This is a genomic window from Sphingobacterium sp. HSC-15S19 (genome assembly GCF_050433745.1).
Taxonomy (GTDB): domain Bacteria; phylum Bacteroidota; class Bacteroidia; order Sphingobacteriales; family Sphingobacteriaceae; genus Sphingobacterium; species Sphingobacterium siyangense.
In genome coordinates this window covers 323,558-346,627 of the sequence record NZ_JBNPWQ010000002.1, presented here as the reverse complement: position 1 = coordinate 346,627, position 23,070 = coordinate 323,558, and the positions used below count along the sequence as shown (strand labels likewise).

The window sequence follows — 23,070 nt, the reverse complement described above, 5'->3', positions numbered from 1 at the left end:
CGTTGGGACTGCAAAGGTAGAAATCTTTTCTGAACTTCCAAAAACTTTTTCAAGTTTTTTTTCTTTTCCCTTTTTTCGATTTCCGCGTTTAAAATTAAACCGGGCGGGATTTTTGATCCTGCCAGGCTTCTCTTAAACCCTTCTTTTTTCAGGGTTCCTTCTTTCAAAGCAACCGTCCCTCCCTTGCGGAGTGGTGCAAAGATAGGGAGTTTACCAACAAACTTCCAAGCCTTTTGTTCTTATTTATTTCATTTTGCCCCTAACTACCTGTAACGGTGCGAGATTCTTTTTCATTTTAGCGGCGGAAGCTGCAGAGGGAGGCGAAAAACAGCTGATCCTGCACCCGAAATGGGGACAGGGAAGCACGCGGCTCCGTGAAATGGGCTCCCCCGAGGTTTAACGGAGGGATTTCAGCACCGGCGGCAGGGGCAAACATAAGCAGCCGGGACCGGGGTACAAGGCCAAGCAGATGGACGAGCAGATATTGGTAAGGCAGGAATACCTCCTTTTATAGCTATACTTTCTTACCTGTTTACTTAGGGTTAGTTTAGGGTTTAGTTAGGGTTAGTTTAGGTATAGTATAGGTATAAGCTAATCAAAACCTAACTTAATGCTAAGCTAAGTATAAACAAAAGCTAAACTAAAGAATAAGAAGTTCAGAATTATTTTTATCGAGAGGGTAACTAGGGGTCTGCTCGGAGGTAGGCCTCCGGCTGCCGCGCAGGATCTGGGGGAACCTCCTGTTCCGCTCTCCACAGGCTTCGTGCCATGTTCGGGGAAGATTTGCACTGACTCCGTGTTTTGTCCGTGTTGAGTCCGTGTTCCGTCCGACCCCGACATGGAGACAGAACCCGCTCACGATAGACACACCTTGCTCACAGGGCGAACCTAAGACCTATCTAAACCCTGTCCAGGCTCTTTCAGAGTCAAACATGAGTCGCACCGCAGCCGAAAACAAGTCGAACTGGATCCGACCCCCTGCCCTAGAAATAACAAAGAATAACCAAAAAACAACAAACACTCGGACTAGCATAGGATACATAAGCCTAAAAGCTCCGTTCCGCAACAAAAGTTTACATTACGAAAAAGCGTTCAGCCCCGTAATATCTTGTCCCGTGATTAATAAATGAATATCATGTGTCCCTTCATAGGTAACTACAGACTCTAGGTTCATCATATGCCGCATAATAGGAAAATCACCCACTATCCCCATTCCGCCAAGGATCTGCCTGGATTCACGCGCAATCTGCAGCGCCATATTCACATTGTTCCGCTTTGCCATGGAGATTTGCTGTGGAGTAGCACGTCCCTCATTTTTGAGCTGCCCTAAACGCCACGACAACAACTGCGCCTTGGTAATTTCCGTCAGAAATTCCGCTAGCTTCTTTTGCTGCAATTGAAAACCAGCAATTGGTTTATCAAACTGATGTCGCTCCAAAGCGTATTGAACCGCAGTTTCATAACAGTCTATTGCTGCTCCGATCACTCCCCATGAAATTCCATAGCGGGCCGAATTCAAACAGGAAAGCGGTCCACGCATTGAATTTACAGCAGGAAGCACATTTTCCGCAGGGATATAAACATCATGAAAAACCAATTCCCCTGTTTTGGAAGCGCGCAAAGACCATTTATGCAGGGTCTCTGGCGTTTCAAAACCAGCCATTCCACGTTCAACAATTACTCCCCGCACCTTTCCGGCCTCATCTCGTGCCCAAACGACAGCAATATCGCAGACAGGCGAATTTGTAATCCACATTTTGGCTCCATTCAATAAAAAACCATCTCCTTTTGCCGTCAATTTCGTTTCCATTCCCCCCGGATCAGATCCATGATTAGGCTCAGTAAGCCCAAAAGAACCGACCAACTCGCCCGATGCTAACCGCGGCAAATATTTACGACGCTGCTCCTCGCTACCATAGGTATAAATCGGAAACATCACCAAAGAGGATTGCACCGATGCCGCCGAACGAATTGCCGAATCACCGGCTTCCAATTCCTGCATAATCAAGCCATAGGAAATCTGATCCAATCCCGCCCCGCCATATTCAGCAGGAATATAAGGCCCTAAAGCTCCAATTGCTCCCAATTTAGGCATCAATCCCGCAATAGCACGGTGCTCCTGCGCCGCGTCTTCAATGAAAGGCTTAATCTCTGTGTTCACAAAATCACGGACAGACTGCCGTATCAGTTTATGTTCTTCGGACAATAAATCGTCCACCTGGTAATAATCGATATTAATTTGTTTGATCATGATATAGTCTACATTAGCTTATCTAAGATAACGATTATTTTCCACTGAACAATATTCAGCACAAACTTGTCATTAAAAAATTTATTTCATATATTTAAACTAATCCACGAATAAAATAAACCATTATGATAAAAGCAGCGCTTAAAACACTTGGAATATCTTCTCAGAATTTAGGATCATCAACTGGACAACAATGGTTTTCCGAGGGTAAAGAATTCGAATCCTTTTCACCTGTCGATGGAAAGCTCATCGCAAAAATAAAAGGCAGCAATCGTCAGGACTACGAAGCGGTCATTAAGCAAGCCGGAGATGCTTTTTTACAATGGCGCCTACTACCTGCCCCAAAAAGAGGAGATATCGTTCGCCAATTGGGTGACAAGCTCCGTGAACTTAAACCCATTCTCGGAAAATTAGTTTCCTATGAAATGGGTAAATCTTACCAAGAAGGCATGGGGGAAGTGCAAGAGATGATCGATATCTGCGACTTCGCGTTAGGCCTATCTCGCCAACTGTATGGTAACACCATCCATTCGGAACGCCCCGGGCACCGCATGTACGACCAATATCATCCTTTGGGCGTTGTAGGTATTATTACAGCATTTAACTTTCCGGTGGCGGTATGGGCATGGAACACCGCCCTCGCACTGGTCTGCGGCAACACTGTCGTCTGGAAACCCAGCGAAAAAACACCGCTATGTGCCATAGCTTGCCAAAAATTACTTGCAGAAATCCTACACAGCAACGGGCTGCCCGAGGGAATATCCAACCTCGTCATGGGCGACAGAGAAGTTGGCGAGTGGCTTTCGGCAGACAACCGCATCGCTTTGATTTCTGCAACAGGATCCACGCGCATGGGAAAAGAAGTCGCCGTCGCCGTAGCACAACGCCTCGGTAAAACACTTTTGGAACTCGGTGGAAACAATGCAATCATCGTTACTCCAGACGCAGACTTAAAAATGACCATCATCGGTGCTGTATTTGGTGCCGTAGGTACAGCCGGACAACGCTGTACAAGCACCCGAAGACTTATTATCCATGAGCACATTTATGACAATGTCAAAAAACAACTGACCAAAGCTTATGGTCAGTTAAAAATTGGTGACCCTTTGGACACGAAAAATCATGTAGGACCATTGATTGACAAAGCCGCCGTAAAATCATACTTAAACGCACTGGACAAAATTAAAACACAGGGGGGAAAAATGCTGATCAAGGGAAAGGTACTTGAAGGCAAGGGCTATGAAAGTGGCTGTTATGTACAGCCTGTTATTGCCGAAGTCGAAAATCATTATGAAATCGTACAGCATGAGACCTTTGCCCCTATTCTTTACTTAATCAAATACAAGGGAGATATCAGTGCGGCCATAGACCTACAAAACAGCGTCGCACAGGGATTGTCTTCTGCCGTCATGACGAACAACCTAAGGGAAGCCGAGCTATTTCTGAGTGCTGCTGGCTCTGATTGCGGTATCGCCAACGTCAATATCGGCACATCAGGAGCCGAAATCGGAGGTGCTTTTGGAGGCGAAAAGGAGACTGGCGGAGGTCGGGAATCTGGGTCAGATGCCTGGAAAGCCTATATGCGCCGTCAGACAAATACCATCAATTATACGACTGACCTACCTTTGGCACAAGGTATCAAATTTGATTTATAAACCATTTACACACAAAATTATGAGCAACGTACATGAAAGATTAAGCAAACATATATTGGCCGATGGATTTCCTTTGGTTATGGATATGGAAAAATCCCATGGTTCTTATGTCGTGGATGAAAATGGGGATGAATACCTCGATATGTTCAGTATGTTTGCTTCTATGGCCGTGGGTTACAATCATCCACATTTGGTCGAACAACGTGACTTCTTAGGCAAAATGGCCGTCAATAAGCCAGCCATGTCTGATATTTACCCAAAAGAGTTTGCTGATTTTGTCGACACTTTTGACCGCGTAGCCATACCGAAAGAACTCTCCTATGCCTTTTTCATATCAGGCGGAACACTCGCCGTGGAAAATGCTTTAAAAGCTGCCTTTGACTGGAAAACAAGGCTTAATTTTGCACAGGGAATACAAAAGGAAGCCAGCCAGGTCATTCACTTTAAACAGGCTTTTCATGGCAGATCCGGTTATACCCTGTCCTTAACAAATACACAAGACCCCAGAAAATACCTTTATTTTCCAAAGTTCAACTGGCCACGCATTACCAATCCGAAGTTGAGCTACCCCTTAACAAGCGAACATATTGAGCAGACCATTACTTTGGAGGAAAAGGCTGTCTCAGAAATACGCCAAGCCCTTGCCGCCAACCCCAACGATATCGCCTGTATCATTATTGAACCGATACAGGGCGAAGGTGGCGACAACCATTTTCGAAAGGAATTTTTCGTACAGCTTCGTCAAATCTGTGATGAAAATCAGATCCTATTGATTTTTGACGAAGTACAGACCGGATTGGGCATTACGGGGAAAATGTGGGCTTACCAACATTACAACGTAATTCCCGATATCATTGCCTTCGGCAAAAAAGCACAGGTATGTGGTATACTGGCGAGTAAGGAAAAATTTGATCAGGTGGAACATCATGTCTTTAAAGAGTCCAGTCGTATCAATTCAACATTTGGTGGTGATTTTATGGATATGCTCCGCTTTAAATTAATTCTTGAAGTCATAGAACAAGAAAATCTCGTTCAAAATGCAGCAGAAAAAGGGCACTATCTACAAGATAAGCTCCAGGAACTGCTAGTGAAAAAACCGCAGCTGTCCAATTTACGAGGAGAGGGTTTATTCGTTGCATTGGATTTCACATCGGAAGCTGCACGCAATGAATTTATCAAAAATGCCTATGCAAATAAACTGATTATGTTAGGCTGTGGAGAGAAAAGTATACGTTTTAGACCGCACCTTAATGTGAGTTATGAGGATATCAATAAAACGATAGCAATTATAGAAAAGAGTATTTCCTAAAAAATAAGCAATGCTAAAAAGCTTCAATGTAGCCTATAGTATTGCTTATTTTTTTATAAACTATCTATCTCTACATACATTGGGACGGTCAATATCGACCAGTTCTGAAATTCCATACTCATCAAACAGGTCTAAGAGTGCATCTGTACCCTCTTCAAGTTTGTAATCCATCTCTTCTTTATATACAGGGATCATTGCATAAAAATTGATCAGATTACCATCTTTGGTCTTTAACTCCAAAAATTCCTCATCAAAACTTAGCATAGGTGGAAGCAGCAACATACAACCGAAACCTGTATTTGCAATATCCTCGGCTTCCATCCCATTGGGAATGGTATGCCCATATCCCAACCAGGTTTTGTACTCATGTGGAAACCGCGCTAATCTTTTCAAAAAGTAGACCGGCCAATAATTGTTGTCATCCTGAAATTCCTCTTCTCCGATCTTCCAATCTGCGGGCAACACGACCATCAGCTCCGCCCGTTCATAAGACTCTTTGTTTTCCACTTCATCTGGAACATGCATAGCCAAATCACTCATGCCTGAAGTAACCAATATATGGAATGGATAGTTTGCACTTGGTTTAATCCAATGCACATCGATATGAACAAGTTCGGAGATAATTTCATGGAACACCATATCGGGTTCGGCAATATATTTGGTCAAATGCTCCTCGATTTCATCCAGATAAACACATTGTACCTCCGGAAATAGGTTTTTTGGATCCTTATCATCAGATTGATCTTCATAACGGTAGACCGTAGACCCTCCAGCAGTAATTTCTGTATCTTTTTTTTCGGACGGAGATTCTTCCTCTTCGCCGCTCATAATTTTTTTGACTTTATCCCAAAATGACATATTATCTTATAAATGGTGAAAATTTTAGCGATTATTTTCTATTCAAATTTATTCAATTACAGCTACTACAGGCTGTCTAAATCTTGTTTTAACTGGTTTTCCTTTGACCTGTCCCGGCATCCATTGTGGCGATCTGCGCATAGCAGACAACACAGCCTTTGCAAACTCGGGACTCACTTTATCGGGATTCTCGATTTCAATATTACAGATCGCTCCATCTTCACAAACAATAAATTTCAGAATTGCCGTCTGCCGAGATCCATATTTTGCATAGGCCACACTGTCCATTGCCCTGATTGTTCCCGACAAATCCAGGTTATTTTGCAAAAATCTGGACCAGGCCACCACCCCGCCCTTGAAATAGGGAAAATCATCAACGTTCTGTGCAATACTGTCTGCAGGAATATCCCGTTTAGCAATCACTTGTGCACTTGCAGAAGTACACAATACCATAAAAAGTAGAATTGAAAAAAAAGTCTTAAATCCAGTTAAATACATAATCTATCCTATCCATAATCGTACCATTTAACGCTTGTATAAGATAATTTATTGCTTTAAATCCTCCGGACTAATTGAGCGGCATAGCAACCTCTGCATTAAACGCCCCTGTTTCATCAACAAGAAAACTGATCGGATGCTCCGGATTTTTAATAATCTCGAATAAAGTCAATCCCCAAGGTTTCCAAAAATTTTCCAAAACTTGGCCATAAGTCTTATTTTGCCAATGATCAAAGATAGGTTTCATCGACATATCCGCTAATGGCATAGGTTCAACATAGACTTTTTGCGGGGTGTTTAGATAGGTATAATCTGGCAGACGATTAAATAAGTAGGCTGAATAAAAATAGCGTGCACACAATTCTTCAAACTGGATCGGGTGTAATGTTTTGCCCGCAATGACTTTGAGAATATCTTCGTGATAAATATTGTTTGTCGCATTATCTTGAAGACAGGCAACTACAGCAAAGTCCTTCATACGGATCGAGAAGATCAATGTATTGATTTCATCACGATACATAAATGTATCCGGTGCATTCTCAACAGGTACAACAACCAATGAAAATGGGAATGTATTTTCAAACTCCATCGGTACAACCAGAGACTGTAACATCGCATGTAGATTCGTAAAACGCTGTGCAAGCGCCTGAGAAAAGTTCATATCTTCACCAGAAGCTTTTTGCTGCTGAATTCCCGCAAGAATTTCATTAAAAACCACCCCATAGATGATTTTTGTCATCCATTGAAACAATAGTAATGGATCCAGCTGTTTGACGGCTTCATAGCCTTGTTCAAACGACTGTTCTACCGCACGCTCCATTTGCTCAATAGCTTCGGCTGCAGCCATGGAACACGGTAGTTTCAACGATTTGTAAGTAACCAGATTCTCATCCAGCATTTTAAAAGGTTTATCTTCCAATTGAAAAGATTTCATCATCCATACAGGAAACACCTGAATGGATTCTTCTTCCGACTGAAGCTTATTCCCTGTTAAAAAACAAATATCTGAATCAAACTGAAATTGTTTGAATGGATTATACAAAGTTGTCGCCATAATGCTGGCAAAGTTAAAACAAATCGAAAAGTCCGCAAGAAAAGCAAATTCTTATTACGATATGGTGACTTGCATTCTTAAACTTATTTTATTTTCAGAAATTATTGAAAATTCAAAAACTTTAAATACCTTTGATATAGGCAATCACAAAAAGGATGGGAAAGCCGATCGGTTCAATAGTCCGATAAAAATAAATTGAGGTATTGGCAAAATAAAAGCACGATGGAATTACAAGAAGCAAAACAACAGTTCATAGACACCTGGGGCGCATTAGGTTCTGAATGGGGGATCAACAAATCTGTTGCTCAGGTTCATGCCCTACTCCTTTCTGCAAGCAATCCCATGTCTACAGATGAGATTATGGAAAAGTTAGTGATCTCCCGCGGGAATGCCAATATGAGTATCCGGCAATTGATCGATTATGGTATTGTCTACAAAAAACATATTGCTGGTGATCGAAAGGAATATTTCGTCGCAGAGAAAGAGGTCTTAAAATGGGCGATGAAAATTGCAGTGATGCGTAAGCAGAAAGAGCTTGACCCCGTAATGGATATTCTAAAGGATATAAGCCAGAATACCGAAAAGGACCAGACTGCAGAAGGTAAGGAGTTCCATAAAACGGTAAAGGACATCCAAAATCTGACGGATCAACTCGAAACTATTGCCAACAAGATTTTCAATACAAGCGGTGGAGATTTATTAATCAAATTGATCAAACTAATGATGTAGCGTCATGAACTTCAATATCCTAGCGTACGCAATCTACGGCCTGCTCACCTGTTATATTATTCTTTGGGTCGGTCGGTTATTCCATAAAAATGGCCGGATTTTCATCCTATCGCTTTTCCGCCAGGAGGTCAACTTGGCCGATACGACAAATAATCTATTGCTGCTTGGATATTACCTACTCAACATCGGCTATGCAATCCTGCAGTTTAGTTATTGGCGACAAATTGAATCATTTGATGAAATGATCTGCAGCATTGCCTTTAAAACAGGACGATTACTTTTTGTCCTTGTTGGGTTACATTACTTCAATATGCTCAGTATTTACTTCTTCGCAAAAAAAAAGAATTCATTAACCATTAAACATTAATATCATGGGAAATTTAACAGTTATCGGGTACTTTATCTACTTACCCATTGCAATAGGATTAACCTATTATGTTGCCTACGTGCTTTTTAAAAATAGCATTGTTTACATGAATGATATCTTTGCCGGTAGGCCGGAGGTAGCCCATGCGACGAATAATTTATTTCGCATTGGATTCTACCTCATGAATTTGGGATTTGCACTCTACATACTTGAAATCAGCCTGTACAAGCCGAGCATTCAGGAACTTATTGAGCGCCTGAGTTATAAAATCGGTGGATTTAGCATATATCTTGGTGTAATGCTCTTTCTTAATATGTTTCTCTTCTTTAGAGGCAAACGGATTGCAAAACAACGAAGAAACATGGATACAACCTTCAATGCATAATTAAAACAGACTGTAAATACACTTGCCATGAATAAAATAGTCATCGCTGGAGGAACAGGTTTTGTTGGACAATATCTTTCCGAGAGATTTCGTACATTAGGCTATCAGGTGATCATCATTGGCCGTCGGCCGGGCAATATCCTTTGGACCGATCGATCCGCTATTTCCGATTCACTGGAAAATGCAGCGATGCTAATCAATCTAGCCGGAAAATCTGTCAACTGTCGGTATAACGAAAAAAATAAGGCCGAAATATTTTCCTCACGAACAGCAACGACTACGCTTCTCGGCGAGCTCACAGCAGGCTGTACCAATCCACCAAAGCTATGGCTAAACGCGAGTACCGCCACCATCTATCGTCACGCCGAAGATCGTCCAATGACAGAAAATTCGGGGGAGATCGGAACAGGTTTTTCCGTTGATGTTGCAACATTATGGGAAAAAACCTTTTTCGACTTCAAATCGGAAAAGACAAGACAGGTGGCGCTTCGGATGGCGATAGTTTTGGGCGCAGATGGAGGGGTCATCCTTCCTTTTAAAAACCTCGTTCGTACTGGCCTCGGTGGAATACAGGGAAATGGTCAGCAATATTTTAGCTGGATTCATATTGAAGATCTATTTCAAATCATTTTATTCTTACAGGGTCGTGATGACATCGCCGGTATCATAAATTGTGCGGCACCCAACCCGATTACGAATAAGACTTTTATGGCAACTTTTCGACAGGTAATGAACCGTAAAATTGGCCTACCATCTCCAAAATGGCTACTGGAAATAGGTGCGGCTTTAATTGGCACGGAGACAGAGCTGCTTTTAAAAAGCCGTTGGGTATTACCTGAAAGGTTGGAGAACAGTGGATTTACCTTCAAGTTTCCAACGATTTCAACTGCTTTGCAGGATATTTTGCAGCGGGGATAAAAACCGAAAAGATAAATACGTGGGGTAAACCATTATCCCACGTTAACCTTGAAATTTTCAAATACAAGCGGCGCAGTGACAATAGCGCCCTCGTTATTTTTTACGCCTTTAAACTCGGAGGTTTTTCCTTTCTCCAGCAGGTTCTTCATCTCTTTTTCGTCCAGAAAGATACCATTTAATGTCCGCCAGATCTTAAAATCACATCCACGGGCATAATGGTCGCACTGGGCCACTTTATCGTAGAGCAAAATCAATCCCTTCTCACATTTCGGACATTTTATCTTTCCTTTTTGTTGAGGTTTAACTTCCTCTTGTGCGAGAGAAATCCGCAGTGTCAACAATTCTTTTGTGATTTTGGCCGTATAGTCCTTAATATGTTTCATAAAAACATCATAAGACACCTTATTGGCCCGCATTTCCTCCAGCTTCTGCTCCCATTTACCGGTCAAAGTTACTTTGGCAATGGAACGATCTTTTACAAGATTGTATACCGCAAGCCCCTTTTCCGTTGGAATCAGTTTTTTCTTGTCGCGCTTAATATAATCACGTTGGAAAAGTGTTTCGATGGTTGCAGCACGCGTAGCAGGTGTACCAAGTCCACAGTCCTTCATAGCCTGTCGCATCTCATCGTCTTCAATTTCCTTTCCCGAGGTTTCCATGGCCTTCAATAACGAAGCTTCGGTATGTATGGGTCTTGCTTTGGTAAAACGTTCGGCAAGTTCGAGGGTCAGAATCTGCAATAATTCCTCGGCTAATAGCTTCGGTAATTGCGCATTTTCGTTATCCTGATCGTCATTGTTTTTATCTTCATCAGGCGCTTCGATCTGCTCCGCGGAAAGACGCCAGCCGTATTGCTTGATCACAGTACCTTTGGCGATAAGTTCAACTCCCTGCGCATCAATTGTCACGGTGGTAATATCTTTTATACAAACTTCCGAGAAACTTTCCACCATACGCTTGGCAATCATATTGTAAACGTTCTGTTGCTCTTTGAGCATGGGCCCCGGCTTTTCATCCGTCACCAACAAGGCATGGTGATCAGTTACCTTTTTGTCATCGACAGAACGTTTGTTCAATTTTGCGCCGATCAGATTTTTTGCAATAGACGCGATGGATTCATCTGCGGTATCTGCTAAATGTTGAAAAAGTGCGCCAATTTCTTCAAAAACATCCTCACCGATGTAACGGGAGCCCGTACGCGGATAAGTGATGACCTTCTTTTCGTAAAGTGTTTGCGCAATACTCAGTGTCTGATCTGCCGAATAACCATATTTTTTATTTGCATCCTGTTGCAGCGATGTCAAATCAAATAGCAAGGGTGGCTGTTCTTTTGTTTCTTTGGCTTCCACCTTTGCCACACGGGCATTGGAACCAACGGTCAATCGCGCAATGGTTTGCTCGGCAACATCCTTTTTATCGATCTTATTGGAGGTTGCCTTAAAACTGATATTGTCTTTTTCAAACCCGGCCTGGATTTTATAAAATGCCTGGGGTTTAAAATCTTTGTTTTCCAGATAGCGTGAACAAATCATGGCCAAAGTTGGCGTCTGTACACGGCCCAAAGAAAGTAATCCTTTATTTCCCGCCGCCAAGGTGATGGCCTGCGTCGCATTGATACCGATGAGCCAATCTGATTCCGAACGTGAGCGGGCAGACATATATAGGCTATCGTATTCCGCACCTGCTTTCAGATTGGCAAATCCTTCTTTAATGGCCTTATCTGTTTGACTCGATATCCAAAGACGTTTAAAAGGAACTTTAGAACCCAAAAAATAGTATATATTACGAAAGATCAACTCCCCTTCCCGTCCAGCATCGGTAGCCACAATGATTTCTTCGGCCTGTTCTAAAAGGGATTTTATGGTGTTGAGTTGCTTAACTGCTCCGCTATCATCCATCTGCTTGCCATCACGTTTCACCTTCTTCGACTCCAGCTTAAATGTTGGTGGAATGATCGGCAAGTTCGAGATTGTCCACGAATTGTATCCGTAAGCCTGTGGCGTACAGAGTTGAACCAAATGACCAAAAGCATACGTAAAAGCATAGCCATTGCCGGCGATATAACCGTCTTTGACTTCCTTCGCCCCCATCACTCGAGCTAGATCACGCGCCACGGAGGGCTTTTCAGCAATTACAACCTTCATTTTAGATATGAGATGTTAGATTTTCGATCCGAGACTAGCTGTAATGCCCGAGGGTATTACAGCTAGTCTCAATTTAATATTGATGTTTTAACCCTTTACCTTAAACGTCCCTATTCTATGGATGGTATCGTTATTCCTTTGATTTTACGATACAGCTCTATCGCATAAACATCAGTCATACCTGAAACAAAATCCAATACACAACGAATTTTCGAATACGAATCTTGTTTGTCCGTATAAAATTGTTCAGGAATTAACGCAACTAGCTTTTTATCGTAATTGTTCTTGTTCTTCTTCAGGTATGCCGGAACAAATTCTTTCAATAGGGCATCCATCACCCGGTAGCCAGCAATCTCAATCTGTACAACTGTGGGTGCATTATAGATTTTTGCAATGGAAATCTTCGAGATTTTGTTCATTTGTGTAACAATATCTTCATCTAGGGCATCCATCAACGCTGATGCGAAAGTTCCTGACAGAAACTTGTCCTGCTCACGTACAAAGACATCAACACATCCTTTAATCAAGGTATTGATCGCTTTGGCACGTAACAATGCTACGCGACTTGGGGTATCCAGCAATCCATCGAGTCTGTCACGAAGATTTTCTTTACCACATAGTGGCAATAGTAATTCTTCGACTTCCTGATAGGACAATATTTTAAGATGATGAGCATCTTCTAAGTCAATAATATTGTAACAGATATCATCTGCAGCCTCCACGAGATAAACCAGGGGATGTCTCAGATAGCCCTTTGGATTAGAGGGATCTTTTAATAGTCCCAATTCATTGGCAACCTTCTCAAACGCCTTTTGTTCTTCTGTAAAAAAGCCATATTTCTTGCGGTGATGGCTCTTCTTAAGGTGGCCATCAATTGCCAAACAGGGGTATTTTACAATGGAAGCCAGCGAAGTATAGGTCAATGCAAAACCTTTGGGATCCTTGCCCTGGAAGGCATGCGTCAAAATCCGCAGGGCATTTGCATTTCCTTCAAAGTGGGTCAGATCTGCCCATTCTTCGGCTGTGACCTGCTCTTGGTATTTACGTCCATCTCCATCTGTGAAATACGTAGATATGGCGGATTCACCCGAGTGGCCAAAGGCTGGGTTGCCCAAGTCATGTGAAAGACATGCCGCCGAGATAATATTTCCGACTTCTTGCAGAAAGGGGTAATCATTATCCAGGTTTGGATTTTCCTCTTTCAGCTGCGCATAAAACATACGCCCCAAAGAGCGTCCCACACTGGCAACTTCTAAACTATGTGTCAATCTATTGTGCACGAATACAGCACCAGGAAGTGGAAAAACCTGCGTCTTATTCTGTAATCTCCGAAATGGGGATGAAAAGATCAAACGATCATAATCCCGTTGAAATTCCGACCGGGCCACAAGGTAACTATCTACGCTCCGATCTTCGTAACCCCAGCGCTTTGCAGAGAGCAAATCTTTCCAATTCATTTTTTCAGACATAGCGCAAACTTAGATAAATTTGCCTTTAAATACAATTATAATCATAGGATACAGCTTCGGAAATTATCCGAATGACTGTCCGCATATCGCTATATTTTACTCCTGTTATTCACCTATTCAGGAGTCATTATTGCAACAGTATCCATGATTGCATTTCAAAATGACAAATTTTACAAACAGCTGTTATCAAAGTCATTTTTATACAGGTTATATTCTGTATCTTTAACCTAAATACCAATAGGGATCCATCATGACGAAATATCAAACACTTATTCCAAAACATTTTGAAGGTACAATCGAAGGCAAAAACACGCATTTGCTCTTATTAAAAAACGAAGGAGGGATGCAGGTACTCTTAACGGATTACGGTGCACGTATTGTCAGTATTTTGGTACCTGATAACAAGGGAAATTTAGTGGATGTAGCACTGGGCTTCGATTCAATTCAGGCCTACCTAGATTCTGATGAGAAATACCATGGATGCACAGCAGGGCGTTTCGCCAATCGCATTGCTGCGGGTAAATTTGAAATCGACGGAAAACACTATACGCTTCCGCAAAACAATGGCAATAATTGTCTTCATGGTGGTATTTCGGGCTTTCATGATAAGGTTTGGGACAGAAGGGTAACTTATCAATCGCACGTCGAATTTTATTATGTTTCCCCAGATGGTGAAGAGGGCTTCCCAGGAAACTTAAAAGTTATGGTTTCTTATACCCTGACCAGAAATAACGAGATCATTATCAAATATCATGCGCAATCGGATGCCGATACGCACGTCAACTTGACCAATCATACGTACTTCAATCTGGATGGGGAAGGCAGTGGCGACGTATTGCAGCAGATCCTTCAGATCAACTCAGATGAGGTCTTATTTGTTGACGACAACCAGATACCAAATGCAATAGTACCTGTGGAGGGCACCGCCTTCGACTTTCGCACCCCCAAACCAATTGTTCAAGATATTACTGCAAATAACGAACAATTGATCGCCGCCAAAGGCTATGACCATTGTTATGTCAACAACCAGCCTATTTCGCAGCCTTGTGCAACAGTTTATTCAAAAAACACGGGCATTCAGCTGGATGTTTTCACAACGGAACCGGGTGTACAACTCTATACAGCAAACTGGATGACGGGAAATGATTTTGGCAAAAGAGGTTATAAGTATCTGCCTTACGCCGGATTCTGCCTGGAAACACAACATTTTCCGGATACGCCCAATCAGGCGGAATTTCCTTCAACCCTGTTAAAAGCGGGCGAATCGTTCGACTCCGAGACACATTTTAAGTTCTCTATAAAAAAATAAGAAAAGAATACGGCCGGTAAGCATGTGCTTATCGGCCGTATTATATTGATGTGCTGTTTACTTTGTAAGGTCACAGCACATTTTTATTTTAAAAGATCATCCAATGCTGATTCGACTTTTTCAAAACCAAAAGTTGCTTTGACCTCTCCGAACATACGTTGAATCTGATCATTGCATAGATTTCCAATGCTTCCTTCGTGCGTATGGTTTACCTCTTTTGATGGCTTGAAACGGCCTTCATCGATATCAATGCCGATAGTCCTGTAGGCCTCCCGGAAAGGAACCCCTTTCAGAACCTCGTTGTTTACGACTTCAACAGAGAACAAATAATCGTATTTTGGATCGTTCAGGATATTCTCTTTAACAGAAATATTTTCCAACATGAAAGCTGCCATTTCAAGACATTCATTCAGCGATTTAAAAGCCGGGAATAAATTTTCCTTTAACAATTGAAGATCTCTATGATAACCAGACGGCAGGTTAGTAGTCATCAACGCAATTTCATTTGGCAATGCCTGTATCTTATTACAGCGTGAACGGATCAACTCAAAGACATCTGGATTCTTTTTATGCGGCATGATGCTCGACCCCGTGGTTAAATGTGCCGGAAAGGAGATAAAGCCAAAATTTTGATTAATATACAGACATACGTCCATTGCAAATTTGGCCAATGTCGCGGCGATGGAACTCATGCCCTGTGCCAAGATACGTTCGGTCTTACCTCTCCCCATCTGTGCATAAACCACATTGTAATTTAGGTCTTCAAATCCCAGCAATTGCGTCGTCATCGTTCTATTTAATGGAAAAGATGATCCATAGCCTGCAGCAGATCCTAAAGGATTCTTATTACAAACCTTCCAGGCGGCACGCATCATCTCCAGATCATCAACAAGGCTTTCTGCGTAAGCACCAAACCATAATCCAAAAGATGAAGGCATTGCAATCTGCAAGTGCGTGTATCCCGGAATCAGAATATGCTTATATCGCTCGCTGAGTTGGATCAATTCATTAAAAAGAGCTTCTGTATTCTGGATGATATGCTGAATCTCTGAGCGGAAGTATAATTTTAGATCGACCAAAACCTGGTCATTACGGGATCTGCCGGAGTGAATTTTCTTACCTGCCTCTCCAATACGCTGTGTAAGCAGCATTTCGACCTGTGAATGCACATCTTCTACCGAGTCCTCAATACGAAAGTCACCGGCTATAATTTCTTTATAGATATTTTTCAGTTCTTTTTGTACAAGCACTAGATCCTCATCGGTCATCAGATTTATGCTATTCAACATGCGTGTATGGGCCAATGAACCCAAAACATCCGCAGCAGCAAGTTGCAGGTCCATTACGCGGTCATTGCCCACCGTAAACGATTCTACAAAAGAATCGACATCTATATTTTTTTGCCAGATTTTCATTCGTATAATTTCTTTTTGATCCCGTTATTATCAAAAGCCTTTGGTCGGTTTAGCGTTGATTGAAGCTCCTGATAATTCTATCACATACAATTTTTACAAAAATACCAATTGCAAATGGTTATATCAATGCAAAGATTGCATACATTTTGCTCGGACAATTTGATGAAAAACAAAAAATCTCGTAAAAAAAAAGGGCCGTTACAAAAAAAATTAAATGTTAAAAGTTTGTTAAATCGCGATAAACACACATTATAAGTAACCACTCACTTTATTTTTAAAAGTTATTTTGTCAGTTTTTTAAGTATTCCTATGTTTGTAGTGTAAGGGAGATGAAAAAATAGAAGATGGTAAGGTTAGTAAATACTTACCGCTTTAAATACACCGAAATTTCAAACCAAATATGATAGACCCCAAAGTCTTAAAACTTGAAAGAAATTACCTAACCAATTGTGAATCGAAATTTAAAGGCACGTCAAACCAAGATGTGCCTTTTTTCTTGTGCTGCTTATTTTATTGTTTTCAAAGCTGTAATCCGTTCGCTACCAATCGATGGTTTATTGTATATTTTTTGTCAAGTAAGCGACAAGAGGTCGAGCCAAATTTCTCTTTTAATTGAAATTTTGGCTATTTTTGTTTGACATAATTGAGAATATTCAACATAGAAACGTATACGATGGGAACAGAAAGCAAGAGACAGCAACGTTTTGCTGGGGTGATTCAACAGGATTTAGCAACATTATTTCAACGCGAAGGTAATTCATGGGCTCCTGGAGCATTTATTACGGTTACACGGGTTCGTGTTACGCCGGATTTAGCGATTGCCCGCGTTTACGTGAGCTTTTTAAACACAAAAACGGCACAGGAGGATATTAAGGCCATTCGTTCCAAAACATCTGAAATACGCTACAAACTGGGTGCAAAAATTAAGAACCAGGTAAAGATTGTTCCTCAATTGGAGTTCTTCCTCGATGATACCAACGAATATGTTGAACACATGGATAAACTATTTGAAGAGATAGGCAAAGAACCGCGTCAACCAGAATAGTACCATCTATCGCAGCATGTTAAATAACCATGGTATTTGAACTGGATACGAAAAGACTGGAGTTTCCACACCCAAGCTATGCAGAAGAAGATGGTTTACTCGCCGTAGGAGGAGATCTTTCGGTAGATCGTTTGCTACTGGCCTATAGTAACGGAATTTTCCCCTGGTTCAGTGATGATAGCCCGATACTTTGGTATGCCCCAAATCCCCGATTTGTGATCGATCCGTCCAAGATCAAGATCAGCAAGAGCATGGCGAGTGTTCTCCGGAAAAAAACATTTTCCTTATCGATAGACCGCAGCTTTAAAGAAGTCATTCAGCTTTGCGCAACTATGAATAGAAAAGATCAGACTGGAACCTGGATAACACAGGACATGATCGAAGCATATAGTAAACTTGCGGAGCTGGGTTATGCACATTCGGTGGAAGTTTGGCAAGATAGTATACTGGTTGGGGGGCTTTATGGTGTGTTAATCAATGGTGTCTTTTGTGGCGAAAGCATGTTTTCAAAAGTCGCCAACGCTTCGAAAGCGGCTCTGATTTATCTCGCCCAAGAAATTGAACTTTGTTTAATTGATTGCCAATTTCACACAGATCATTTGGAAAGCATGGGCGGAGAATACCTCTCCTTGACAGATTATTTAGCAATACTAACAAAAGACCAAAGACATGAGTAGTCCCTATCGTAAACATTTTGACATCGCTTCAGCGGTAACTTACCTCACCACACCAGGATCCGGCTTACTTTCACGTGAAACAAAGGCCTGGCGCGCTAAAAGAGATCAAGATTTCTTCGACGCGAACAGCACCTTACGCGAACAGCAAGGCGCAACTTTAGATGCCTGTCGGGATACACTCGGTAAATTTTTCAATTGCCCTTCCCAAAATGTCTTCTTATCAAGTTGTTTTTCCTTTGCCTTCAATGCGCTATTGGCAGGTTTACCAAAACAAGCTAAGGTTTTATTACTGAATAATGATTATCCTTCCGTTAATTTTCCGACGATATTAAGTGGTTTTGAACACCAATTTGTCACGATGGACGAACAATTGGAAACGAATTTATTGGACACAATAGCAACATTCAAACCAGATGTTCTCATCCTTTCCATTGTTCAATATATTTCGGGGTTAAAAATAGATCTATCCTTCATACAGGAATTAAAGCATCAGCATCCCGAGTTGTTGATTGTAGGCGACGGCACCCAATATTTAGGGACGGATCTTTTTGATTTCGCACTTTCTGGCTTTGACGCCGTATTATCAAGTGGATACAAATGGCTTATGGCAGGTTTTGGTAATGGTTTTGTGCTCTTAAGCGAAAGACTCAAAGCGATGCTTTATGCGGATATCCAAAAAAATTACAGCTTCCTCAACAATCAATGGATGAATAAATCTGTGGTACAACTCTGTTTTGAACCAGGGCATTTAGACACCCTATCGCACGGAACGCTACAGCAGTCTCTTCTTCAATTGGAGGAATGGGGCTTTGCCGAAACAGTGGCCTATACCCAAAAATTGATCGAAGATGTCCGCACGGAACTTGCCGACAGAAAACTGTTATTGGACAGCATCATCAATAGACGTCCACAGAGTAATATTTTCAATATCCAGATCAACCCCGACAATTATCAAACACTCTTGGATGAGGGCATAAAATGCTTTCCCCGAGGTTCGGGAATCCGTGTCGGATTTCATTTATACAATGATCACGCGGATCTTGAAAAGCTACTATATATTATTGACACAAAAGTAAAGTAAACATGAAATTTAGAATAGGCGACTTAGTACGGTTTGTCGATGAACCCATTGAGGGGCATATCACATCCATGCAGCCCAACGATATTGTAGGCGTTACAGACGACACCGGTTTTGAGATTCCGGTGCCAATGGATAAAATCACCCTTGTCTTCGGTAATATGCGTCGCGCAGATGATGAACTTGACCAGCATGCGACACCACTGACACCACATCGATTTATCGAAAAAGGAATACTTTTGGCAATCTCGGGAGATCACAAAGATGGACTTGCCAAATTACACATCATCAATGAAACGAGCTTTGAACTCCTGGTATCTGTATCTGAAGCGACAGCGAATAAAGTGAAAGGTATTTTCAGTAATAAGATACCACCGCACGACTCTATGCAGTTTTATACAGGCAACTTTGCAAATGTTGGTAAATGGCCTACCTTCCGTTTTCAGATCATACGGCATAGCGGCAGTTTGCAGGAACTGACCTCACCAATCAACAGAGAACAACGTGTACGTCCTGTAGATCTTACTAATCCAAAAGTCCTTAACGAAATTTTGGATGAAAAAATATGGTCTTACGAACTGGATAAGATTGAAGAGGATTTAGGACTGGACAAGCTGAAAAGTCATTTCGTACCGCATCGTCCAAACAAAAAATAAGCTAGATGAATTTCATCTAGCTTATTTTTTTTCTGAAACTGCTTGATCTTATTGGCCAGAAAGATGCTCCAGTCCGCTTTCATTGCTGTTGGTGTCTGCGAAGTCATGAAAGTTTTATTTGATAAACGGCTTTATTTTATTCAGCTGTCGCAGAAACCTTCTTGGTACTCAACAATAACAGTAAAATTCCAATCAAATAGACAATCCAGCCCCAGCGCATGTGTAAGGATTTCGAAAGCAATTTATCGGCAAATCCCCAACCGAAATAGTTATTGATCTTGAACCAGACCGCTGTTATACTCAACAGGTACCAACAGGCGGCTAATCGAGTCATCCATTGATAAGCTCGAACTGCACGAACAAAAAATAAAAGGGCCGTCACCCCCAGAATAAGTAATGTAATGAAGAATAAATAGGCATCTACCTGATATAAATTCCAATTTCCTTTAATAGGCACTTTTAAGAACGGCGTCATGCTGGACAAAAAAGAAATGACTAGTCCAACGATGGCAACGTATTTTTTGATAATAATCATGATTCAAATTCCTTTAAAACTGCTACGAATATAAGTTGAATATTGACACATATATAACTTGTATTTCACTTTTTGAAAAATTATTCTATTTTTAAGCGCAATTAACGCTTAGAACAAATAAAAAACAAGGCTAATCAAAAGACCAACAATCATTTAGATCTTGTTTTCACTTGTTTAAAAGAGATGAGTATAATTTTTAGCATTAAGCCGAATAATAAACATGAAAAGAGAAGTTGAAGAAATCGCTGCAGAACAACCCGCACAGCCAAATAAAAAGAAAAGGATATATATCATTATTGGAATCGTCCTATTGGTTATCCTAGCGGGTGGCGGATATTACAATTATAGCCAGCGACAAGCTTTCGACGGCTTGCAAGTAGATAGTACCGCGACAGCTGTTGCCGGATTTGACAATGCCGATCCCAAAGACCTGGAAGATGCTGATGGATGGAGTTCATTAGAAGACTATCAACATTGGAATAATGCTATCTTCACTCTTCCGGAATACGACAACATTCCATTACGCTACAGAAGGGGGATTACAAAGATATTTATGGGCAATAGCTACCTAGAGCCCGTAGATGATAAACCTATATACAAGTTTACTCGGATAAAAGATCGGGCTAAATCTGTTTTCTGCTATGGGAACTTTACAGATCGCAACGATGCAGACAGTTGGAATAAAGAAATGGCTTTCCTAGTAGAAAAGAACGACTACCAGAGTAGTGCCATCTGGATCATATCGGCAAAAGGCGATATTTTATTCTGGAAGGAATATTCAAGCGAACTGCCACTCATCAACAGCTTCAAAAAGGGACAGAAAATTTTTATGGATGAGATGAAGTTAGTACCTGCTCCTGCCGATGGAATTATTGTCAAGAACAAAAACTCCAAGTACGCATTAATTTACAATAAAAGCAGCAAGACCTTCGACAGCTATTATCAATATAGTGATAGTGAAATTCAAGAAGCTACTACTTCTGAAGAAGAACCTTATGTGGAAGAATTGGAAGATGTTACCATCGACTCTGCAAGCACAAATACGGGTATTAAAGAATAGTTTATCGTATTCTATCGCTTAAAATTTTCGTCACGATCTATCGTGACGAAAATCATTTAGCACCAAGCCATAACATAAGTAATTATAAAACAGATTATTAAATAGAAAAAACAGCTATTTAAAATCTTTCTAAATTAATCCCTTTGACAGATTTTTGACACAAGCACAAAGCTTTTAAGCTACATTTGTACCGTTAAATATAAGCGAGGGATTAGAGCTTTGAAAAATCTTAAAGTATTAGCGTTTACTCATAAACATGTCGAACTAAAAGATCTAGGTAATCTAGTGATCTGCAATGAGGATTTAGAAAGTCGCCTCATCAATCTAAAGCATAGCCTAGACATTCCAGAGATCTTTTATATTGGTACTTGTAACCGAGTAGAGTTTGTATTTTATGGTGCTCACGAATTGACCCATGAATTCATTGCTGATTTTATGGGGAAATTAAACTTCTGTGTTCCTCAGGAAAGACTACAATGTTACTTGGGACAGGTCAACAAATACGAGGGTATGGATGCTTTAAATCACCTGCTTCGGATGTCATGTTCACTTGAAAGTCTTGTTGTTGGTGAAAAAGAAATTTTGGCACAGGTACGTCGGGCATATGATCGTTGTAGAGAAGCTGGTTTTACTGGAGATTTTCTACGTCTGATGATGGATCGTCTCGTAAAAACTGCTAAAGAAGTATACACCTATACTAAAATTTCCAGAAACCCAATTTCAGTTGTCTCTCTTGCCTATCGCAAATTACGCGAATTAAAACTGGTTGAAAACCCTAGAATCGTCATCATTGGTTCTGGAGAAACCAATCAGAATTTAGCAAAATATTTCCAGAAGAACCAAAAAGCTAAGTTCGTTATTTTCAACCGCACAGTGGAGAATGCAAAGGCCCTAGCCGAAGAATTAAATGCTGAAGCTTACCCCTTGGCCGATATTGATCAGTACAAAGGAGGTTTTGATATTCTGATTACCTGTACAGGTGCACCGACTTCCATTATTGACAACACACTTTATCAATCCTTATTAAATGGAGAGACTGATAAGAAAATTATCATTGACTTAGCCGTTCCGAATGATCTTGATGCTGAAGTTCTCCAAAATAATCCGATTCATTATATTGAAGTGAGCAGCTTACAAGCTATTGCGGAGAAAAACATCCAAGAGCGTTATAATGAATTGGAGAGTGCCGAAAAGATTATCCAGGACAATATCCAAGAATTTTTACCTTTAATCAAACAGCGACGCGTAGAAGTTGCTATGCGTGAGGTTCCTGAAAAGATTAAAGAAATTAAATCATTCGCTCTAAATGAGGTTTTTGCCCAAGAGGTTCAAGCCCTAACCCCCGAAGCGAGAGAGGTCTTGGAAAAAGTCATCAACTATATGGAAAAGAAATACATCAAGGTTCCAATGGTTATGGCGAAAGAAATTTTGGTTAAAACTCCAGAAACGGAAAAGAACTAACACTAAACCTGCTCTTGGAGCAGTGATTTCCTTCGACTTTTTATTATTATCACCTAGGTTTTGTACTGAGGTTATTCTACTCGCTGAATGTGCTCTGCTCACACCCCATGGAGCTACCATTTGACTGTTTCCCATAAATTTCGGTTTATCAATTATTTCCTGACATATAATGACAGTAACGTGTCAACATATTCCTT

General features: G+C 41.1%; 21 protein-coding genes. 13 read left to right on the top strand and 8 right to left on the bottom strand.

Translation table 11 applies throughout. The features are described 5' to 3' along the window. Positions 1-1,078: 1,078 nt before the first annotated feature. Positions 1,079-2,251, bottom strand: coding sequence for an acyl-CoA dehydrogenase family protein (locus L1283_RS03440; RefSeq protein ID WP_088160138.1), 1,173 nt, complete (start codon positions 2,249-2,251; stop codon positions 1,079-1,081). A gap of 125 nt (positions 2,252-2,376) precedes the next feature. Between L1283_RS03440 and amaB the strand changes: the two genes are divergently transcribed. Further along, positions 2,377-3,906, top strand: coding sequence for an L-piperidine-6-carboxylate dehydrogenase (amaB, locus tag L1283_RS03435; protein WP_075990941.1), 1,530 nt, complete (start codon positions 2,377-2,379; stop codon positions 3,904-3,906). A gap of 19 nt (positions 3,907-3,925) precedes the next feature. Continuing rightward, the gene (gene lat / locus L1283_RS03430; protein ID WP_088160136.1) at positions 3,926-5,215 is read left to right on the top strand and encodes an L-lysine 6-transaminase; all 1,290 of its coding nucleotides are present in this window, start codon (positions 3,926-3,928) and stop codon (positions 5,213-5,215) included. Between the two features lie 60 nt (positions 5,216-5,275). On the opposite strand, the gene L1283_RS03425 is transcribed toward lat, so the two are convergent. The 3 genes from L1283_RS03425 to L1283_RS03415 all read right to left on the bottom strand — a co-directional run bounded on the left by L1283_RS03425 (position 5,276) and on the right by L1283_RS03415 (position 7,625). After that, the gene (locus tag L1283_RS03425; protein ID WP_198386028.1) at positions 5,276-6,043 is read right to left on the bottom strand and encodes a suppressor of fused domain protein; all 768 of its coding nucleotides are present in this window, start codon (positions 6,041-6,043) and stop codon (positions 5,276-5,278) included. 78 nt (positions 6,044-6,121) lie between these two features. Continuing rightward, positions 6,122-6,526 carry an energy transducer TonB gene (locus L1283_RS03420; RefSeq protein ID WP_159731349.1) on the bottom strand — a complete coding sequence of 135 codons (405 nt, stop codon included), beginning with the start codon at positions 6,524-6,526 and terminating at the stop codon, positions 6,122-6,124. Positions 6,527-6,641: 115 nt separating this feature from the next. Continuing rightward, the gene (locus L1283_RS03415; RefSeq protein WP_088160133.1) at positions 6,642-7,625 is read right to left on the bottom strand and encodes a hypothetical protein; all 984 of its coding nucleotides are present in this window, start codon (positions 7,623-7,625) and stop codon (positions 6,642-6,644) included. A gap of 222 nt (positions 7,626-7,847) precedes the next feature. Between L1283_RS03415 and L1283_RS03410 the strand changes: the two genes are divergently transcribed. Genes L1283_RS03410 through L1283_RS03395 form a run of 4 tightly spaced genes read left to right on the top strand, consistent with a single transcriptional unit; the run spans position 7,848 to position 10,024 of the window. Further along, a complete protein-coding gene (locus tag L1283_RS03410) occupies positions 7,848-8,354 on the top strand; it encodes a GbsR/MarR family transcriptional regulator (protein ID WP_075990935.1) in 507 nt (168 codons plus the stop codon). Between the two features lie 4 nt (positions 8,355-8,358). Beyond that, complete coding sequence (locus L1283_RS03405; protein WP_088160132.1) at positions 8,359-8,721, top strand: hypothetical protein; 363 nt, start codon at positions 8,359-8,361, stop codon at positions 8,719-8,721. 4 nt (positions 8,722-8,725) lie between these two features. Beyond that, the gene (locus L1283_RS03400) at positions 8,726-9,106 is read left to right on the top strand and encodes a hypothetical protein (RefSeq protein ID WP_075990933.1); all 381 of its coding nucleotides are present in this window, start codon (positions 8,726-8,728) and stop codon (positions 9,104-9,106) included. 27 nt (positions 9,107-9,133) lie between these two features. Beyond that, positions 9,134-10,024 carry a TIGR01777 family oxidoreductase gene (locus L1283_RS03395; protein ID WP_286851129.1) on the top strand — a complete coding sequence of 297 codons (891 nt, stop codon included), beginning with the start codon at positions 9,134-9,136 and terminating at the stop codon, positions 10,022-10,024. Positions 10,025-10,056: 32 nt separating this feature from the next. On the opposite strand, the gene L1283_RS03390 is transcribed toward L1283_RS03395, so the two are convergent. Then, on the bottom strand, positions 10,057-12,168 hold the full coding sequence (locus tag L1283_RS03390; RefSeq protein WP_088160130.1) for a type IA DNA topoisomerase: 2,112 nt from the start codon (positions 12,166-12,168) through the stop codon (positions 10,057-10,059). A gap of 110 nt (positions 12,169-12,278) precedes the next feature. Further along, complete coding sequence (locus L1283_RS03385) at positions 12,279-13,637, bottom strand: deoxyguanosinetriphosphate triphosphohydrolase (RefSeq protein WP_075990930.1); 1,359 nt, start codon at positions 13,635-13,637, stop codon at positions 12,279-12,281. Positions 13,638-13,887: 250 nt separating this feature from the next. On the opposite strand from L1283_RS03385, the gene L1283_RS03380 reads away from it, so the two are divergent. After that, positions 13,888-14,946, top strand: coding sequence for an aldose epimerase family protein (locus L1283_RS03380; protein ID WP_429625748.1), 1,059 nt, complete (start codon positions 13,888-13,890; stop codon positions 14,944-14,946). 83 nt (positions 14,947-15,029) lie between these two features. Here L1283_RS03380 and argH read toward each other — a convergent pair whose 3' ends face one another. Then, positions 15,030-16,361 carry an argininosuccinate lyase gene (argH, locus tag L1283_RS03375; protein WP_312352309.1) on the bottom strand — a complete coding sequence of 444 codons (1,332 nt, stop codon included), beginning with the start codon at positions 16,359-16,361 and terminating at the stop codon, positions 15,030-15,032. A gap of 673 nt (positions 16,362-17,034) precedes the next feature. On the opposite strand from argH, the gene rbfA reads away from it, so the two are divergent. From rbfA to L1283_RS03355, 4 genes are read left to right on the top strand one after another with little or no spacing between them, the layout of a single operon-like run. Then, positions 17,035-17,406: a 30S ribosome-binding factor RbfA gene (gene rbfA, locus L1283_RS03370; RefSeq protein WP_429625747.1), complete on the top strand. Its 372-nt coding sequence runs from the start codon at positions 17,035-17,037 to the stop codon at positions 17,404-17,406. Positions 17,407-17,435: 29 nt separating this feature from the next. Next, positions 17,436-18,083 (top strand): leucyl/phenylalanyl-tRNA--protein transferase, encoded by a 648-nt coding sequence (aat, locus tag L1283_RS03365; RefSeq protein WP_075990926.1) that lies wholly within the window; start codon positions 17,436-17,438, stop codon positions 18,081-18,083. Then, complete coding sequence (locus L1283_RS03360; protein WP_429625746.1) at positions 18,076-19,164, top strand: aminotransferase class V-fold PLP-dependent enzyme; 1,089 nt, start codon at positions 18,076-18,078, stop codon at positions 19,162-19,164. Before aat ends, L1283_RS03360 begins: the two co-directional genes overlap by 8 nt. Before the next feature lie 2 nt (positions 19,165-19,166). Continuing rightward, positions 19,167-19,817, top strand: coding sequence for a hypothetical protein (locus L1283_RS03355; RefSeq protein ID WP_159731357.1), 651 nt, complete (start codon positions 19,167-19,169; stop codon positions 19,815-19,817). Between the two features lie 136 nt (positions 19,818-19,953). Here the strand turns inward: L1283_RS03355 and L1283_RS03350 are convergent, their stop codons facing one another. Further along, entirely contained in the window at positions 19,954-20,352 is a 399-nt protein-coding gene (locus tag L1283_RS03350; RefSeq protein WP_201666518.1) for a hypothetical protein, read from the bottom strand. A 220-nt stretch (positions 20,353-20,572) separates the two neighbouring features. Between L1283_RS03350 and L1283_RS03345 the strand changes: the two genes are divergently transcribed. Then, the gene (locus L1283_RS03345; protein ID WP_286850401.1) at positions 20,573-21,412 is read left to right on the top strand and encodes a hypothetical protein; all 840 of its coding nucleotides are present in this window, start codon (positions 20,573-20,575) and stop codon (positions 21,410-21,412) included. A 219-nt stretch (positions 21,413-21,631) separates the two neighbouring features. After that, positions 21,632-22,873, top strand: coding sequence for a glutamyl-tRNA reductase (gene hemA / locus L1283_RS03340; protein ID WP_286850399.1), 1,242 nt, complete (start codon positions 21,632-21,634; stop codon positions 22,871-22,873). Positions 22,874-23,070: the final 197 nt, after the last annotated feature.